The organism is Weissella koreensis KACC 15510, from assembly GCF_000219805.1.
GTDB lineage: Bacteria > Bacillota > Bacilli > Lactobacillales > Lactobacillaceae > Weissella > Weissella koreensis.
This window is the reverse complement of the sequence record NC_015759.1, coordinates 353,743-370,560: the sequence shown is the minus strand read 5'-3', so window position 1 is coordinate 370,560 and position 16,818 is coordinate 353,743. Positions and strand designations below refer to the sequence as shown.

Here is a 16,818-nt window from a genome sequence, read left to right as displayed (position 1 = left end):
AAGGGGAACGAAATTATGACTGAAGAAAGAATTACACTTACTAAAAAAGATCGATTTTCTGTTGCCCTTCGTTCAACAATTTTGCAAGGTTCATGGAATTATGAGCGAATGCAGAATTTGGGGTTCGCTTATTCATTGATGCCAGCCATCAAAAAGCTTTATCCGAAAAAAGACGATCGTGCGCAAGCTTTGAAGCGGCACATGGAGTTCTTTAATACTCATCCATATTTAGCTTCGCCTGTTTTGGGAGTTACATTGGCTTTGGAAGAAGAACGAGCTAATGGGGCTGCAATTGATGATGCGGCCATCCAAGGTGTTAAGATTGGAATGATGGGACCACTTGCTGGGGTCGGAGATCCAGTCTTCTGGTTCACGGTTCGACCAATTTTGGGAGCTCTAGGTGCATCACTAGCCATGAGCGGAAATATTTTGGGGCCAATTTTGTTCTTCGTGGCTTGGAATATAATTCGTTGGGCCTTTATGTGGTATACACAAGAATTTGGATATCGTGCTGGAAATGAAATCACTAAAGACTTATCTGGTGGTTTGCTAAAAGACATTACAAAAGGTGCTTCAATCTTAGGAATGTTCATCTTAGCAGTCTTGGTTGAGCGATGGGTTAACGTTAAGTTCACCCTTGAACTACCATCTAATAAATTAGCTGAAGGTGCCTATATTAACTTCCCTAAGGGAAATGTTACTGGATCAAAGTTGCAACAAATTTTGAGCCAACAAGCTGATGGCCTTAGCCTTGTTAAGGAAGCACCAAATACTTTGCAAAACAATATTGATTTGTTGATTCCTGGTTTGATGGGATTGCTTTTGACATTTGCTTGCATGTGGTTACTTAAGAAGAAGGTTTCACCAATTGTTTTGATTATTGGACTTTTCGTAATTGGAATTGTATTACACGTCCTACACATTATGTAAAAAGATTATCACAGGCGGGTCTGGACCAGATTTTTAGTCCGGACTCTTTTTATTAGAAAATATTATAATGCTACAAAGCAATCAAATTTCGAGACTTTTGCGAAAAATTTTATAAAATTTAGGGGGATAGCAAATGGTTGAATCAATTAATACACGAGTGGAATTGAAAGCACCAGGAATTTCATATTTAGGAATTGGGGCTAAATATGGTGATTTTTTAATTGGTGATAATGGCTTTGAATTCTTTAATACGAATAATGTTAATGATTTTATTCAGATACCGTGGGAAGAAATGAAAGTTGTTTATGCTCAATTACATTATAATAAAAAATTAGGTCGTCGCTTTAAGGTTATTACTTCAATTGGTGATCTTGATTTTTCATCCAAAGAGGTTGGTGCTGTTTTAAAAACAATTCGCCAGCATATTGGGAATGAAAAAGTTCTAAGGCGACAAAGTTTTTGGAAGCAAATGACTCTTACATTTAAATCATTTTTCACTAAAAATAAATAAACTAAAAAACGTCTGGCTCAATAATTATTGAGCCAGACGCTTTTTAGTTACGATAACAATAGATTCTAGTGCATAGGAGATAAGTTAAAAGTTATAATTGAAAATGTTGCATATATTATAGGTAGGAAAATATAAAGAATTTGTTAGAAACTTTAATATTAATGATATATATGATAATATAGAATAACCAATTTTTTGAAAGCAGGCTCATCGATGAATGAATTTGAATATGAACAAAAACGTCTAGATCATGTTTTAGACAAGATTGAACAAGCCCAACAAGATAATAATGCTCAACTGGCTCGTGCTGAGGAGGGCCAAGTAGAAGTAGAAAAAGGGTGGAATGATGTTCGATTTAAGTCATCCACTTATTCGGGATTATTCGAAACCGCGATGTCAGTTCGACAACAACAACAGATGTTACAAGAACGGGAAATGGCCCAAACTTCTGCTCAACATCAAGCTCAAACTTTAGCCCGTTTGGCAAAAAATCCTTATTTTGCACGAATTGATGTCCAAGATGAAGGATCTGATAAAATAGAACCCATTTATATTGGTTTGGCTTCTTTTTCAGATCAACCCGATAATTTTTTGGTATATGATTGGCGGGCGCCAATTTCATCTATTTATTATGATGCAGGGTTAGGATCTGTTACATATGAGACACCTGTTGGACCACAGGCGGCAAATGTCAGTTTAAAACGACAATTTCAAATTGAAGATAAAAAAATTGTAACCCTATTTGACACAGATGAAGTTGTTGGTGATCAAATGTTGTTAGATGCCGTTGCTGGTGAATCATCAACGAAGATGAAATCGATTGTAACAACGATTCAACGAGAACAAAATAAAATTATCCGGAATACTCATGCTGAACTATTGTTTGTTCAAGGGGCAGCCGGATCAGGTAAAACTTCAGCTGTCTTACAACGAGTGGCATATCTTTTGTATCGTTATCGAGGTAATTTAACAGCTGGTCAGGTGGTAATGTTCTCACCAAATCAATTGTTTAATGATTATATTGATCAAGTGCTACCCGAAATGGGTGAGCAAAATATGATTCAGATGACCTTCTATCAGTATGCTTCACGACGATTACCAAAATTGAAGTTAGAGACGCTACAAGCCCGATTTGAAGAGAGTCAACCTGCTTGGCGCCAAAAAATTAATCAATTTAAAGGAACTAAATTATATTTCGATCTTATTAAAGTTTATACTGATCAATTAAATCAGACAGGAATTCGCTTCCGATCAATTAAATTCCGAGGTAAGGAGATGATTTCCAAAGAACAAATTGCTGATATTTATTATTCATTCAATGAAAACTATAAATTAGGGCAACGTTTGGAAGTGACTAAGGAACGTTTATTAAGTAAAGTTAGAGGGATAATTGGGGCCGAAATGAAGGCTGATTGGGTGGAATATGCCATTCAAAATCTTTCAAAGGAAGAATATGATTCAATTTTAGGTGATCAAGTTCGTGAATTTAAAGATGAAAAAGCTGAGTATAACGCACTAGCCAAAATTATTGTACAAAACGAAATGCGACCAGTTTTGCAACAAATTAGTCGGACACGGTTCTTGAATATTAACGCCCAATTTTTGGACTTATTACGATTTGTTCCTAAATTAACTGATTTAACTCAAGTTGGGATTAATGATGAGGAATGGGAAAAGAGTTTAGCGCTCACAATTGAGGAGTTAAAACAAAAAGAATTAAATTTGGCTGATATGACACCATTTATGTACTTATTTGATGTAATTAAAGGAAGTCATGGGGAGCGTGATATTCGATTTGTCTTTATTGATGAAATTCAAGATTATACTCCTTTCCAGTTAGCATTTTTGAAATTCAGTTTTCCAAAAGCTCGCTTTACGATGTTAGGTGATTTGAATCAAGCTATCTTTACCAAGGCGAATGCAGTCACCTTACAAGATGAGTTAAAAGAGCTATTTGGAGCCGAAAAGACTGAATTTATTCAATTAACACAAACATATCGTTCAACACAGCAGATTACTGATTTTGCTAAAGCTACCCTAATCAATGGGGTTCAAATTGATGCATTTGAACGAACTGGTGCTAAGCCAACGATTGAAATTTTGCCAAATGACACAGCGATGACAGAAGCAGTCTTGACGCAATTAACACAAAATGATCAAATTGATGAGACAACGGCGATTATTACGAAAACACTCAAAGAGGCAGAACAAGTTTATGTTTACTTAAATGAAAGCCATCCTGTGACAGTAATACGCACGGAAAACCAGCGATTAGTGCCAGGCGTAATAATTGTTCCGGCTTACTTAGCTAAGGGGCTTGAATTTGATGCTGTCATTATGTGGGATGCTTCAGCTACTAATTATAATGGTGATGATGAGCGTCAATTGGTTTATACGATTGCTTCAAGAGCTATGCATCAATTAACAATTGTGGCTAAACAACAACTTAGCCCATTGTTAAATGTGGATCCTAATCTTTACGATAGAAAGTAATGGCTATTAATCATGGAAGATAATGAAAGAATATTTTCTAAATATCCCCGAGAAGCTTGGCAAAAGTTGAATACTTCGGTTGCTCAACGAGCTGGAGAATTAATTACACCTCAATTATTGAATCAAATTAAGGCCTTTAATGATGAAATATCGATGGATGATGTCAGTAAAATTTACGAACCATTGGTAAATTATATTATTTTACGAAAAAGACAATATGATTTAGATTTAGTTGAACGGCAACAGTTTTCGCAACAGGTTACTAGAAAAATTCCTTTTATCGTTGGAATTGCAGGTTCGGTGGCAGTAGGTAAATCAACAACAGCAAGATTACTTCAAAATATGTTGCAGGTGGAATATGGTGAAGAACAGGTGGCGTTAACTACGACGGATGGTTTCCTGTATTCAAACTTAGAATTAGAACAACGCCATCTGATGAAACGTAAAGGATTCCCAGAATCATATAATACGGCTGATATGATCAAATTTTTAAATACGGTCAAAGCAGGAGAAAACAGTTTGAAGGTACCTATATATTCACATGAATTGTCTGATGTGGTTCCAGATAGCTATGAAGAATTTCAACAACCTAGTATTTTAATTGTTGAAGGCGTCAATACTTTACAGTTTTCAGAACAATTCTCGGTTTCGTTATCTGATTTTTTTGATCTTTCGATTTATGTAGATGCTCCAAAGTTGTTAATAGAAACTTGGTATTTAGATCGCTTCTTAGCGCTGCTGGAAAAAACTAAACGCGAGCATGATATTACTAATTACTTTTGGCAATGGACGAGTTTATCAAAAGATGAGGCGATCAAAATTGGTCGTACAATTTGGCAAAGTGTTAATATACCTAACTTAGAACAGTATATTTTGCCAACTAGAAGTCGGGCTGATATAGTTTTGAAGAAGGAAAAAGGGCATCAAATCACTGAAGTTTGGTTACGTAATTTCTAAAATGTAACTTATCAATGTTACGATAATATTACAAATGGCTGTATATCTATAAATCATAAGCATATTTATAAAAAAAAAGATTTTAAATTACATTAGTAAAGAAAAAATCAAATCAATTAAATTGAATTAAAATGGCTGTATATCAGCCTTGAATAGCCTAAAAAGAGGCTTTATTACAGAAGTGTGACATTAAACTGAATGTATTTTGGAACCTGGTAACAGATTGTAAAGCTAACTTAATATAAAATCGGCTCAGCTTGGTAAACTTATATATGTTGATTACGGCGGATACGTCGTAAAGAAGCGCCCAGTAATAATGCTTGGAGCGCAGTAGATGGATTTCTGAAGTCTAGGAGAGTTTTAAATAATGAATAAAGTAAAAGAAACAGCTTTAACAGTTGCTGGATTGACTGCCGTATTTGGGGCTGGTCAAACTGCTATTCACGCCGCTACTACTTATACCGTTGAAGGTGGAGATACTTTGAGCGATATTGCAACAAAGTTCAATACAACCGTTAACGATTTAGTACAAGCTAATAATTTAAAAGATGCTAACTTGATCATTAAAGATCAAGAATTAGTAGTATCAGATGATGATACTCAAGTAGCTGCATCAACAGCTACTGCTACTGACGTTGCTGCTCAAGCAGCTGACGATGCAACTACATCACTTGCTGCTGAATCATCAGCTTCAGCCTCAGAGGCCGCTGCATCATCAGCCGCAGCTTCCGAAGCCGCCGCATCATCAGCTTCAGCTGCTGCATCAACAGCTGCTAATACTGATACTAAGCAAGTAGCTGCATCATCACCTGCTGCCGTAGCTACTGCAGTTACTGGTTCTGGATCAGTTTACGATCAATTTATTGCTGCTGGAGGAACTGCCTCACTATGGCAAAGTGTTGTTATGCCTGAATCTGGTGGTAATCCTAATGCCGTTTCACCAAATGGGTATCACGGTTTGGGTCAAACTATGAACTCATGGGGTTATGGCTCAGTTGCAAACCAAACTTCTGGAATGATTAGCTATGCAGTTTCTCGTTACGGATCTATTGATAGTGCAATTGCCTTCCGTTCATCACATGGTTGGTGGTAAGATTAAATCTTAAATTAAAAAAAAGGTTGATATTTTGATATCAACCTTTTTTGTTTGTATATTTGATTTATACCCTGACTAGCCTATGCTAAAATGAAGGGATAAGGAGTGTGGATTAATATGAAGCATGAACATAATATGAATAATAGACGTTATTTAATTTCGACCATAATGAATATTATTATAACGGTGGCAGAATTAATGGGCGGATTAATTTCTGGTTCTTTAGCACTAGTTTCTGATGCAATACATAATTTAACAGATGTGGTTTCTTTAGTGATTGCATGGGTGGCACAATTAATTTCTGGTCGAGGAATGAATGCTAAAAATACTTTTGGCTATCGTCGTGCTCAGATTATAGCAGCTTTTGTCAATTCTACTTTTATGATTATGGTTTCATTGTTCTTAATTTTTGAATCCGTAAAAGGCTTTTTTAATCCTCATCCAATTCAAGGAAATTTAATGTTGATCATTTCGGTGATCGGATTGATCGCTAATGTTATAACCGGAATGGTATTAGCGCGAGGAGAAGGTAATTTAAATCAACGGGCTGCCTTGTTGCATGTGATTGGAGATGCGTTATCGTCAGTTGGTGTTATTTTTGCAGCAGTGATGATTACTTGGGCAAACTGGTTATGGTTGGATCCGCTTATTACTTTGGTGGTGGCAATCTATATTATGCATGAAACTTGGTCGGTACTAAAAGAAGCTACAAATATTTTAATGGAATCAAATCCAAATGTAGATTTAAACGATGTTAGAAAATTGATTTTGGAATGTCCTTACGTGAAAGGCGCACATCATTTTCATATTTGGCAAATAGACGAAGATCAGACGTTGTTAACCTTTCATGTGACAATGGAAAATCAGCCATTAATTCAAGTGGAACAAAGTATTCATGAAATTCAACAGGTTATTTTGGAAAATTATCAAATTGATCATGTAACGGTTCAACCTGAAGTTGATCATCTTAATGATCAAATAGTCGATCTAAATGAATGTCAGTCAGAAAATTGACATAGAGTGGGAGTAATTAGAAAATGAAACAGGATCAAAATCATTGGCTTGGTCAAATAGCGATGATTGGTGTTGGGGGATTCATCGGTGGCGCACTGCGCGAAAGTGTAGAAATAATTTTTCAGAATATGAATCCGTTAGGAACTCTTGTGATTAATTTAACGGGAACATTTTTGACAGTTTTACTAACGGAAATTTTAATCAAAAAGTTAAGCTTATTAAATCAAATTCAAAGTGATTTTATTTTTGTTGGTATTATGGGAGCCTATACAACTTATTCTACGTTAATGTTAGAATTAACCAAATTAACGATTTTTCCAGCGCTCCTTTATTGTTCTATTAGTATCATCGGCGGTGTTTTGATGGTCTATGCAGCTGAGTGGGCTGGGGGAAAGGTTATTCAAAAATGATTCTAAAAATATTAATAGTTGGAATGGGTGCGGCAATTGGATCAATGTTACGTTTTTATATGCTAGATCGGTTAACGAAAGTAAGTATTCTTTCAAATAGTTGGATGGTTGTGATAATTAATTTATTAGCGGCTTTTGGGATGGGATATTTAAGTGGATTAAGCCTATCTTATCCATGGCATACCTTAGTCACATCAGGGATTATGGGAGGCTTTTCAACTTTTTCGACACCCATGAATGAATTAGCACAATCGTTGAATCAAGATAATAGAAAACAGATTGACTTAGTTTTGCTTAAAACTGGGATTATGTTTATTTTAGGGTTGCCGATTTTAATTTTAGGGATGTATTTGGCATAAAAATGGTCTACTTAAAGGTTTTGTAAAGAAATAGATGTAATATTTCGATTGTTCGTAATATTCTCGTTACGTATTTTTGTTATATTGTTTAAGGCTAATGTAAATACAAATAAAAATTATAAAAATAAGTGAAGGTGAGAGATTAATTAATATGAGTAATACGAAGAAAATTATTGGAACCGCAATCGCAGCTGCCGCTTCAGCAATCCCATTTATGGGGGGGCATGCTTCTGCTGATCAAGCTACTAAAACTTTCCGGGATGCATCAGTTGATGATGTTCAAAAAAATGCAGATGAAGCTAAAAATACACCAATGTATACTGTCCAAGCTGGAGATACGTTATCATCAATCTCTGATGTTACTGGTGTTTCAACGGATGATTTACAAAAATACAATAACTTGAATAGTTCAAGTGTAATTATCAATGGATCACAATTGAAATTATCTGGGGACGATACAGCTGAAGCAAAAGATGAATCAGTTAATGCTGATAGCAGTGAGCAAGCAAGTTCTACTAGTGCAGCTAGCAGCAAAACCAGTCGTTCAACTGCTACAAATCAAAAAGCTAATGTAGCCAATAGTACTGCTTCAACTGCAGTTTCATCAAATGATGCAACTTTGGCAGCCTTGAACGCTATGCGTGCTAGTGCTGGTTTGAGTAAGTTGAATTGGGATTCAGGTTTGGCAGCTAAGGCTCAAGGACGAGCTGCAATTGTTGCCGCTTCAGGAATTCCTTCTGATCACTTCCATACACAGGGTGAAGTTATTGCTATTGGATTTGGAGCTGGATCAACGGTTGTTTCAGCTTGGTATAATGAAACTAACATGGTTGGGGCAGCTAATGGTCATCGTAATTGGGAAATGAATTCTTCATATACTCATGTTGGTTTTGGTTATGTTAACGGTGTTATCGTTGGTGAAGCTTATTAATTTTAAATGTTCTCGATCTAACCTATAAAAACTTATAAAAAAGTCTGAAACATTTTTGTTTTGGACTTTTTAATTTGAAATTTTTAATGGCTAGCTGTTTAACTTGGTATCGTTTGCACAAAAAAAGTCAAATAAAATATGTTGATTTTTTTGTTAAGAAACTTTACAATAGTCAACATGATTAAAACATCTATCGAGATGTTAAGGAGGAAAAAATGGAAACTGATCAAACAAAAGCATTAGATATTCATGGTAAGCCGTATTCGCGTGTTGCATTAGTACTTATTATTTTATTCGCAACTTTCGCCGGTACGTTAAACCAAACGTCATTAGGAACAGCAATTCCAACTTTAATGAAGGACTTTGATATTTCAATGGCAACTGCACAACAGGCCACAACTTGGTTCTTGTTAGTGAACGGAATTATGATTCCTGTGTCAGCTTACTTAATGACCCGCTTTCGAACTAAGTGGTTGTACGAAGTAGCATATATCCTACTATTTTTAGGAATGTTGTTAACTGCTGTTACTCCAGCCAAGTCTGAATTTTGGCCATTATTCATCGCTGGACGAGCATTACAAGCTCTGTCAGTTGGAATTACCATGCCCTTGATGCAATTGGTAATGGTTAATATTTTCCCTGAAAAGCAACGTGGAATTGCTATGGGATTGAGTGGCCTGGTCGTTGGAATGGCACCAGCCATTGGCCCAACCCTTTCAGGTTGGATTTTGGAAAAAGACCACGTCATCTTAGGATTGACGTTAAGTGATTCATGGCGTTCAATCTTCGTATTCCCAATGATTGTTTTGGGAATTTCAATTGTCTTAGGACTTTTCTTCTTTAAGGACGTTATTCCTAATCGTAAAGCTAATCTAGAATGGTTATCATTAATTCTTTCTACAATTGGATTTGGTTCATTCCTTTGGGGCTTCACTAATGTTGCCACTGATGGATGGGGTGACATGATGAATGTTATCTTACCAATCGTTATAGGGATTGCCTTTATTCTATTATTTGGTTATCGCCAATTGAAGTTGGACCGACCATTCTTGAATGTGCGGGTCTTTAAGAATAAGCAATTTACAATTACAACCATTTTGGTTGCCTTAGCAATGATGGCGATGATGGGTGTTGAAATGATGTTGCCTTTGTACATGCAAAATGTGCACGGACTTTCACCATTGGATTCAGGATTAGCCTTGTTACCAGGAGCTTTGATGATGGGACTTATGTCACCAATTTCTGGAATTGCTTACGACAAGGTTGGGGCAAAGCGTTTGTCACGAATCGGATTTGCTATCTTAACGATCGCAACCTTCCCATTCATCTTCTTGGGAATTGATACACCAATTCACTATGTAACTGTTTTGTATGCTCTACGTATGTTCGGAATCGCCATGGTTATGATGCCTTTGACAGCATCAGCTATGTCAGCATTACCAGTTAAAGATGCTGCCGATGGAACTGCAGCCAATAATACGGCACGTCAAGTTGCTTCAGCGGTAGTTGTTGCACTTTTGACTTCAGTTACTCAAAATATTATTAACAATAATACTCCAGCTCATCATCTTATGACTGAAAATCCAATTCAGTATGCATCTAAGATGGCTGACGCTTCTCTTCAGGGATTCCATGTTTCATTTGGAATTGGAATGATGTTTGCGATCGCTGGATTTATTGTTGCTAATTTCTTAGCTGGAAAGCACGAAAAGAAAGATATTGATGTAGACTATACGAAAGGGGTGAAGTAATTATGATGATTTTCATTTTAATTATTTTAGCAATATTTGTATTTTATGCATTTGTTGTATTAAAAAAGCCAATGGCTCGTTTGGTATTCGGTCTTATTGGTATCATCTTGTTAATTGGTGCTGTGGCCTTAACTACATTGAATTTCCATCAACACTGGGGAATGAAGAAAGTTACAACTACAACAACTAAAAAGATTTACTCAGCTGGACCAGCAGAGTCACCAGTTAAGTTGGTTATTACCAAGCAAATTGGAACTAAAGCTGACGATTATGTGTTTATTTATCGTGATCATGAAAACGATAAAGAAGCATCAGCACACTTTGTACCAAACCAAAAGAAGATCAATAGTTTTATTCACAGTACTGCTAAGTACCAAGTGAAGGATACTGATCAAGCCACAGTTACAATTAAAGAAACTCGTTGGCGTTGGGATTCAGACCTAGCAAAGCTATTGTTTAACTTTGCAGGTATGGATGGTATCTTACAAAAGAAGGAAGCTATTGTTACCGTTCCTAAGAATGGTTGGAAAGCAATGACTCCTGAGGAAGCTCAAGCAACGGCTAAAAAGTTAGCTGCAATGCAAAAACAGCAAGCTGCTTTGGCACAAGCTCAAGGACAAAACTAACATTAATACAACAAATCTGATTATATAGAATGTCATAATTTATGAATTTTAACACATCTTATTTTGGAATATTACAAAATAAAGCTATTTAAATTAGGCTTTTTGAATTTTGGTACATGTTTTATAAAAGGGCTGGGACAATTTTTGTCCCAGCCCTTTTATATTTTAGTTTATTTATAATGCTTTGCTTAACTGAAATTAAAATAAAGAGCACTACCTTTTCTATGTACACAATGACTAGGAAAGACTATAATTAAAAATTGAGTTCAGATAATGAATTTCACAGGGTAGAAGTCTATGCGTTAAGGATCACAAAAACGGAATGTGGGTTGTGATTGAAAAATTTATTCAAAAGCTCTTTGGAGTTATTAAAGAATAAGTTTGCGATGTAGGTTTCGCATTCACTGACATCAGTGAAACCCTCCATTAATTAAGGAGGTGTTTTCAAATGAAGACATTAGAATATTTTCGGGCACCCAGGTTGCGGACCCAAACGTTGGCATTATTAGGAGTCTTAATGGCTCTTGATATTATTATTTCCCGATTTACTATTGGAAATTCGTTTTTTCAAATCGGTTTTACTTTTATTACCGGTGGGCTAATTGCTAAATGGTATGGGCCAATGTGGGGCTTACCAGTGGCGTTTTTGATTGATTTTTTGACTAATTTATTAGGAGGTCAGCCATATATTATTGCCTTTGCCTTAGTTAAATTGCTATCCGCATTTATCTTTGGATATGCTTATTATCAGCGGGAATATCTATCATGGTGGCGTTTGACGATTGCGATTGGATTACAACTACTATTGGCGAATGTGATTCTTAATACGGCTTTATTGGGAATGTATAACTTTATTCCGGTCCATTCTATTCAAGCCGCTTTAAATTCACCAATTGTGTGGGCGCGGGCTCTTAAAAGCCTTGTCATGTGGCCAATTGAAGTTATTATTAGTTATCTGATTTTAAACAATAAGCAGTTAGTTAAGATGGCTAAACAAATTTTCAATTAAAAATGATCACTTGTCTTTGTAATTTAATTTTGATAAAATAAATATTATTAATTAGTAGATGGAGAAATAAAATGCATTTTAATAGTTTACAATCAAATAGTTGGTGGCGTTTCTAACGCGACCGAATTGCATTATTTTGCGGATTCGGACGTGCACTTTTCTAGTGCAACCGAATCCGTGGAATGTATTTCTCAAAAAATGAGGAAATCTACCTGGGTTTGTTTGCCTAGGTAGATTTTTTTTTGGAATTTAACATGAGGAATGGATTAAATTATGAATATAAAAATTAAATTAACAATATTAGGCTTGGCTCTTTTCTTAGGAGGAACGGCCATTCAAGAACATTATAAGGCCGATACTAAAAAAACAATTCCAACTTTAGGAGTTTTGCAATTTATGACACATCCAGCATTACACCAAATTTATACAGGGATTGAAGAGGGGCTAGCTGACGAAGGTTATCAGGATGGGAAAAATATTAAAATAGATTTTCAAAATGCACAAGGCGATCAGTCGAACTTAAAAACCATGTCGACTCGTTTTGCTAGTAAAAAAGTTGATTTAGCGGTTGGAATTGCGACACCTGCTGCGATTAGTTTAGCGAATACAATACAAAAACAACCGGTTATATTTGCGGGGTCTACCAATCCCATTGGGTCCAAATTAGTAACAAATTATGACCATCCCACGGGGAATGTGACTGGGGTTTCAGATCAGGCACCGTTATCCGATCAAATTGAAATGATGAAAAAAATACTACCTAATTTGAATACTGTGGGAGTTTTATATACCTCCTCAGATGATTCGGCAACCATTGAGGCACATAAATTTCAAAAATTAGCTCAACAAAAGGGATTGGCAACTAAAGTGGCTTCAGTTGCATCTTCAAATGATATTAATCAAACGGTTTTACAATTGATTAGTAATCATCAAGCTGATGCATTGTTTATTCCCACTGATAATAATATTGCAGGAGCTATGAATACGGTCATTAAAAATACTAATGCTGCTAAAGTTCCTGTTTTTCCAACGGTTGATACGATGGTACAACAAGGTGGACTTGCTGCTGAAGCAATCAATCAGAAAGAAATTGGAATTAAAACAGGACGTATGATTGGACGGATCTTGTCTGGTAAGTCAGTACAAGATCAATCGGTTGAATTTATGCAACAAGGACATTTGGTGATTAATCAAAAACAAGCCGAAAAATTAGGGATATCAATTCCTAATGAATTAATGCAAAAAGCAAAAATTATTAACTCAAAGGAGTAAGCACATGGGAGTAATTGTATCAGCGATTGGGCAAGGAATTATCTGGTCCTTGTTGGGAATTGGTCTATATTTATCATTTCGTATTTTAAATTTCCCAGATATGACAGTGGAGGGGACTTTTCCGCTAGGGGCTGCAGTTTCGGTTACATTAGTAGCGCAAGGGGTTAATCCATTTTTGACTATTATAATTGCCGGTATTATTGGTGGTGTCGCCGGATTAGTAACGGGATTGTTGTACACAAAAGGTCAAATCCCAATTTTATTGGCTGGAATTTTGACTATGACGGCCACTTATTCGATTAATTTAAGAATTATGGGTCAGGCAAATAAGTCATTATTAGGGGTCAAAACACTCTTTAATAACTCACTATTTAATTGGCTACCTAGTAATTTTTCTACGATTGTAGTGGGTTTGATTATTACAATAGTGGTTGTTGCTAGTGTAGCTTGGTTTTTACAAACTGAATTAGGACAAGCTTTCATCGCAACAGGAGATAATCAAAATATGGCCCGAGCAATGGGAATTGATTCGGATGCAATGATTACCCTTGGATTAATTATTTCTAATGCTTTAATTGCATTAGGGGGCGCTCTAGTGGCGCAAAATAATGGGTTTGCTGACGTGAACATGGGAATTGGAATTATTGTTGTAGCTTTAGCATCCATTATTATTGGTGAAGTTGTTTATACAGATCAGTTAACCTTAATGGAACGTTTGGTGACGGTGGTGATCGGATCTATTTTGTATCGTTTTGTTTTGGTAGCTGTCTTGGCATTAGGTTTTGATGCGAATGATTTAAATTTATTTAGCGCTATTATTTTAGGATTAGCATTACTATTACCTAAATTGCGACAGTCATTGCATTTGGCAACACTATTTAATATGAAAGGATCAAAGGAATGACAGAATCAAGTTCACCTATTTTAGAATTAATTGATGCCACTGTGATCGTAAATCAGGGGACACCCAATGAAAAAACAATTTTAGATCATGTTAATTTTGTAATGCAGGCCGGTGATTTTGTAACCGTACTGGGCTCAAATGGAGCCGGTAAATCAACCTTTTTAAATGTTATTGCGGGGTCTTTGCCTTTGTCGTCCGGACAAGTTTTAATTAATGGGCAAGATGTTACTAAATTAAATGAGATTAAACGAACACATTTAATTTCTCGAGTCTTTCAAGACCCTAAAATGGGAACTGCTCCACGGATGACTGTGGCTGAAAATTTATTGTTATCAGCTCGAAGAGGAAAACGTCATCGGCTTGTTTCAAGAAAGTTAACGAAGGCTAAAAAAGATCAATTTAAAACTCTAGTTGATCAAATGGGAAATGGATTAGGACAACGGTTGGATGTGGCGACTGGTCAACTTTCTGGTGGTCAACGTCAAGCGTTAAGCTTTGTAATGGCAACTATTACAAAACCAGCGCTATTATTGTTAGATGAGCATACAGCTGCCTTAGATCCAAAAACTAGTGCACAATTATTAAAAGTCACAAATGAACGAATTCATGTAGACCAATTAACTGCATTGATGATAACTCATAATTTAGAAGATGCTTTGAATTTTGGGAATCGGTTAATTATTATTAATGCTGGTCGAATTGAATTTGAGGCACGTGATCAGGATAAAGAACGATTACATTTGAATGATCTTTTAGATCATTTTAAGAAATATTAATCATTGTAATGTAAATACAACATAAATGTAATATTTGTTCATATAAAATATATATTCGTATAATTATAGTAAAATGATTCTAGACAAGTGTTGATCTAATGTAAATGTAATCGCTTTCTTAGAATTGCATTAATTTTTAGGGTTTTGTGTTTAATGTCACATAACCGCAAAAAACAGTTTTAATGCAAATTATAGGGTGTAAATTGATTTTACAATTAAATCTAAAACGGTTAAAATATAGAAGAATTAAGTAATAGAACCTAGTTAACAAAAGGAGATTTTTCTTACAATGAAGAAGACTAAAATCGTATCAACTCTTGGCCCCGCCTCAAGCGATGTCGAGACAATTTCTAAATTGATTCAAGGTGGAGCAAACGTTGTGCGCTTCAACTTCTCACATGGAGATCACGAAGAACATTTGGGACGTATGAATGCTGTCCACGAAGCTGAAAAGCTTACTGGAATTAAAGTTGGATTTTTGCTTGATACCAAGGGTGCCGAGATCCGTACTACGGTTCAATCAACTAATAAGATCGAATTCAACATCGGGGATGTTGTTCGTATCTCAATGGATGATTCATTAGAAGGAACTAAGGAAAAGGTTGCTGTAACTTATCCTGGTTTGTTTGATGACGTTTTGGTTGGCGGACACGTTTTGTTTGATGACGGGAAGCTTGACTTCTTGATCACTGACAAGGACGAAGCTAACAAAGAATTGATCACAACTGTTCAAAACCATGGTTTGTTGGGATCACGTAAGGGTGTTAACGCCCCTGGTGTTTCAATTAACTTACCTGGAATTACTGAAAAGGATGCTGATGATATCCGTTTCGGTTTGCAACATGATATCAACTTTATCGCTGCTTCATTCGTTCGTAAGCCTGAAGACGTTAACGATATCCGCGCTTTGTTGAAGGAAGCCGGAAAAGAAGACGTTATGATCTTCCCTAAGATCGAATCACAAGAAGGTATCGATAACTTCGATGCTATCTTGGAAGTTTCAGATGGATTAATGGTTGCTCGTGGAGACATGGGAGTTGAAATTCCTGCCGAAAATGTACCATTGGTACAAAAGGATTTGATCCGTAAGATGAACGCTGCTGGTAAGCCAGTTATTACTGCTACTGACATGTTGGATTCAATGCAAGAAAACCCACGTCCTACACGTGCCGAAGCTTCTGACGTTGCCAATGCTGTCTTTGACGGTACAGATGCAACTATGCTTTCTGGAGAATCAGCTAATGGTGATTACCCAGTTGAAGCTGTTCAAACTATGGCTCGTATCGATGAAAAGGCAGAAACTGCTTTGGCATTGAATGGTCGTCATGTTAACAACTTTGTAACTTCAGATGATAACACTGAATCAATCGCTGCTGCTGTTGCTGAAGCAGCAAGCAAGTTGGATATCAAGGCTATCGTTGCCTCAACTAAGTCAGGTTACACTGCTAAGTTGATCTCAAAGTATCGTCCAAATGCAGACATCTTGGCATTGACTTATGACGAACGCGTTGAACGTGCTTTGAAAGTTTACTGGGGAGTTCAACCAGTTATTGCTGAAACTCCAGCTAACACTGATGCTATTATCGAAGCATCAAAGAAGGCTGCTGTTGAGCAAGGTTTGGCCCAAAAGGGTGATTCAATCATCGTTGTTGCTGGTGTAGCTGCTGAAGCTGGATCAACTAACTTGATGACTATCCAAACTATCTAATTTAAATTTAAAGATTACCATTTTTGGTAAAATTTAAAATAAGCAGGCTGTCAAATTTGACAGCCTGTTTT

The 16,818-nt window shown here is 36.2% G+C and carries 16 protein-coding genes and 1 riboswitch; all 16 genes read left to right on the top strand.

Going from position 1 to position 16,818, the window contains the following annotated elements; all coding sequences use genetic code 11:
• The first annotated feature begins 15 nt into the window (after positions 1–15).
• The 16 genes from WKK_RS01785 to pyk all read left to right on the top strand — a co-directional run bounded on the left by WKK_RS01785 (position 16) and on the right by pyk (position 16,747).
• Positions 16–930, top strand: coding sequence for a PTS system mannose/fructose/sorbose family transporter subunit IID (locus tag WKK_RS01785; RefSeq protein WP_013989258.1), 915 nt, complete (start codon positions 16–18; stop codon positions 928–930).
• Positions 931–1,063: 133 nt separating this feature from the next.
• Positions 1,064–1,441, top strand: a complete 378-nt coding sequence (locus WKK_RS01780) for a DUF956 family protein (RefSeq protein ID WP_006845809.1) — start codon at positions 1,064–1,066, stop codon at positions 1,439–1,441.
• A gap of 213 nt (positions 1,442–1,654) precedes the next feature.
• Positions 1,655–3,934, top strand: coding sequence for an RNA polymerase recycling motor HelD (helD, locus tag WKK_RS01775; RefSeq protein ID WP_013989257.1), 2,280 nt, complete (start codon positions 1,655–1,657; stop codon positions 3,932–3,934).
• A 12-nt stretch (positions 3,935–3,946) separates the two neighbouring features.
• Positions 3,947–4,891, top strand: a complete 945-nt coding sequence (coaA, locus tag WKK_RS01770; RefSeq protein WP_006845807.1) for a type I pantothenate kinase — start codon at positions 3,947–3,949, stop codon at positions 4,889–4,891.
• A 367-nt stretch (positions 4,892–5,258) separates the two neighbouring features.
• On the top strand, positions 5,259–5,984 hold the full coding sequence (locus WKK_RS01765; RefSeq protein WP_013989256.1) for a LysM peptidoglycan-binding domain-containing protein: 726 nt from the start codon (positions 5,259–5,261) through the stop codon (positions 5,982–5,984).
• Between the two features lie 120 nt (positions 5,985–6,104).
• On the top strand, positions 6,105–7,001 hold the full coding sequence (locus WKK_RS01760; protein ID WP_013989255.1) for a cation diffusion facilitator family transporter: 897 nt from the start codon (positions 6,105–6,107) through the stop codon (positions 6,999–7,001).
• A gap of 23 nt (positions 7,002–7,024) precedes the next feature.
• The gene (locus WKK_RS01755; protein WP_013989254.1) at positions 7,025–7,411 is read left to right on the top strand and encodes a fluoride efflux transporter FluC; all 387 of its coding nucleotides are present in this window, start codon (positions 7,025–7,027) and stop codon (positions 7,409–7,411) included.
• On the top strand, positions 7,408–7,770 hold the full coding sequence (locus WKK_RS01750; protein WP_013989253.1) for a fluoride efflux transporter FluC: 363 nt from the start codon (positions 7,408–7,410) through the stop codon (positions 7,768–7,770). Before WKK_RS01755 ends, WKK_RS01750 begins: the two co-directional genes overlap by 4 nt.
• Before the next feature lie 151 nt (positions 7,771–7,921).
• A complete protein-coding gene (locus WKK_RS01745; RefSeq protein WP_006845802.1) occupies positions 7,922–8,701 on the top strand; it encodes a CAP domain-containing protein in 780 nt (259 codons plus the stop codon).
• A 215-nt stretch (positions 8,702–8,916) separates the two neighbouring features.
• Complete coding sequence (locus tag WKK_RS01740) at positions 8,917–10,452, top strand: MDR family MFS transporter (RefSeq protein WP_013989252.1); 1,536 nt, start codon at positions 8,917–8,919, stop codon at positions 10,450–10,452.
• A 2-nt stretch (positions 10,453–10,454) separates the two neighbouring features.
• Complete coding sequence (locus WKK_RS01735; RefSeq protein ID WP_013989251.1) at positions 10,455–11,078, top strand: DUF4811 domain-containing protein; 624 nt, start codon at positions 10,455–10,457, stop codon at positions 11,076–11,078.
• A 281-nt stretch (positions 11,079–11,359) separates the two neighbouring features.
• Positions 11,360–11,487, top strand: a riboswitch (THF riboswitch).
• Positions 11,488–11,526: 39 nt separating this feature from the next.
• Complete coding sequence (locus tag WKK_RS01730) at positions 11,527–12,087, top strand: folate family ECF transporter S component (RefSeq protein WP_006845799.1); 561 nt, start codon at positions 11,527–11,529, stop codon at positions 12,085–12,087.
• A 273-nt stretch (positions 12,088–12,360) separates the two neighbouring features.
• Positions 12,361–13,359 carry a tryptophan ABC transporter substrate-binding protein gene (trpX, locus tag WKK_RS01725; RefSeq protein WP_013989250.1) on the top strand — a complete coding sequence of 333 codons (999 nt, stop codon included), beginning with the start codon at positions 12,361–12,363 and terminating at the stop codon, positions 13,357–13,359.
• A 4-nt stretch (positions 13,360–13,363) separates the two neighbouring features.
• On the top strand, positions 13,364–14,263 hold the full coding sequence (locus WKK_RS01720) for an ABC transporter permease (RefSeq protein ID WP_006845797.1): 900 nt from the start codon (positions 13,364–13,366) through the stop codon (positions 14,261–14,263).
• Complete coding sequence (locus WKK_RS01715) at positions 14,260–15,039, top strand: ABC transporter ATP-binding protein (RefSeq protein WP_013989249.1); 780 nt, start codon at positions 14,260–14,262, stop codon at positions 15,037–15,039. The genes WKK_RS01720 and WKK_RS01715 overlap by 4 nt, the downstream gene beginning before the upstream one ends.
• A 289-nt stretch (positions 15,040–15,328) precedes the next feature.
• The gene (pyk, locus tag WKK_RS01710; protein ID WP_006845795.1) at positions 15,329–16,747 is read left to right on the top strand and encodes a pyruvate kinase; all 1,419 of its coding nucleotides are present in this window, start codon (positions 15,329–15,331) and stop codon (positions 16,745–16,747) included.
• The last annotated feature ends 71 nt before the right edge of the window (positions 16,748–16,818 follow it).

What these genes read in the sequence shown, in the direction of transcription:
- WKK_RS01785 (WP_013989258.1), top strand. Translation starts at nt 16, where the DNA reads ATGACTGAAGAAAGAATTACACTTACTAAAAAAGATCGATTTTCTGTT.
- WKK_RS01780 (WP_006845809.1), top strand. Translation starts at nt 1,064, where the DNA reads ATGGTTGAATCAATTAATACACGAGTGGAATTGAAAGCACCAGGAATT.
- helD (WP_013989257.1), top strand. Translation starts at nt 1,655, where the DNA reads ATGAATGAATTTGAATATGAACAAAAACGTCTAGATCATGTTTTAGAC.
- coaA (WP_006845807.1), top strand. Translation starts at nt 3,947, where the DNA reads ATGGAAGATAATGAAAGAATATTTTCTAAATATCCCCGAGAAGCTTGG.
- WKK_RS01765 (WP_013989256.1), top strand. Translation starts at nt 5,259, where the DNA reads ATGAATAAAGTAAAAGAAACAGCTTTAACAGTTGCTGGATTGACTGCC.
- WKK_RS01760 (WP_013989255.1), top strand. Translation starts at nt 6,105, where the DNA reads ATGAAGCATGAACATAATATGAATAATAGACGTTATTTAATTTCGACC.
- WKK_RS01755 (WP_013989254.1), top strand. Translation starts at nt 7,025, where the DNA reads ATGAAACAGGATCAAAATCATTGGCTTGGTCAAATAGCGATGATTGGT.
- WKK_RS01750 (WP_013989253.1), top strand. Translation starts at nt 7,408, where the DNA reads ATGATTCTAAAAATATTAATAGTTGGAATGGGTGCGGCAATTGGATCA.
- WKK_RS01745 (WP_006845802.1), top strand. Translation starts at nt 7,922, where the DNA reads ATGAGTAATACGAAGAAAATTATTGGAACCGCAATCGCAGCTGCCGCT.
- WKK_RS01740 (WP_013989252.1), top strand. Translation starts at nt 8,917, where the DNA reads ATGGAAACTGATCAAACAAAAGCATTAGATATTCATGGTAAGCCGTAT.
- WKK_RS01735 (WP_013989251.1), top strand. Translation starts at nt 10,455, where the DNA reads ATGATGATTTTCATTTTAATTATTTTAGCAATATTTGTATTTTATGCA.
- WKK_RS01730 (WP_006845799.1), top strand. Translation starts at nt 11,527, where the DNA reads ATGAAGACATTAGAATATTTTCGGGCACCCAGGTTGCGGACCCAAACG.
- trpX (WP_013989250.1), top strand. Translation starts at nt 12,361, where the DNA reads ATGAATATAAAAATTAAATTAACAATATTAGGCTTGGCTCTTTTCTTA.
- WKK_RS01720 (WP_006845797.1), top strand. Translation starts at nt 13,364, where the DNA reads ATGGGAGTAATTGTATCAGCGATTGGGCAAGGAATTATCTGGTCCTTG.
- WKK_RS01715 (WP_013989249.1), top strand. Translation starts at nt 14,260, where the DNA reads ATGACAGAATCAAGTTCACCTATTTTAGAATTAATTGATGCCACTGTG.
- pyk (WP_006845795.1), top strand. Translation starts at nt 15,329, where the DNA reads ATGAAGAAGACTAAAATCGTATCAACTCTTGGCCCCGCCTCAAGCGAT.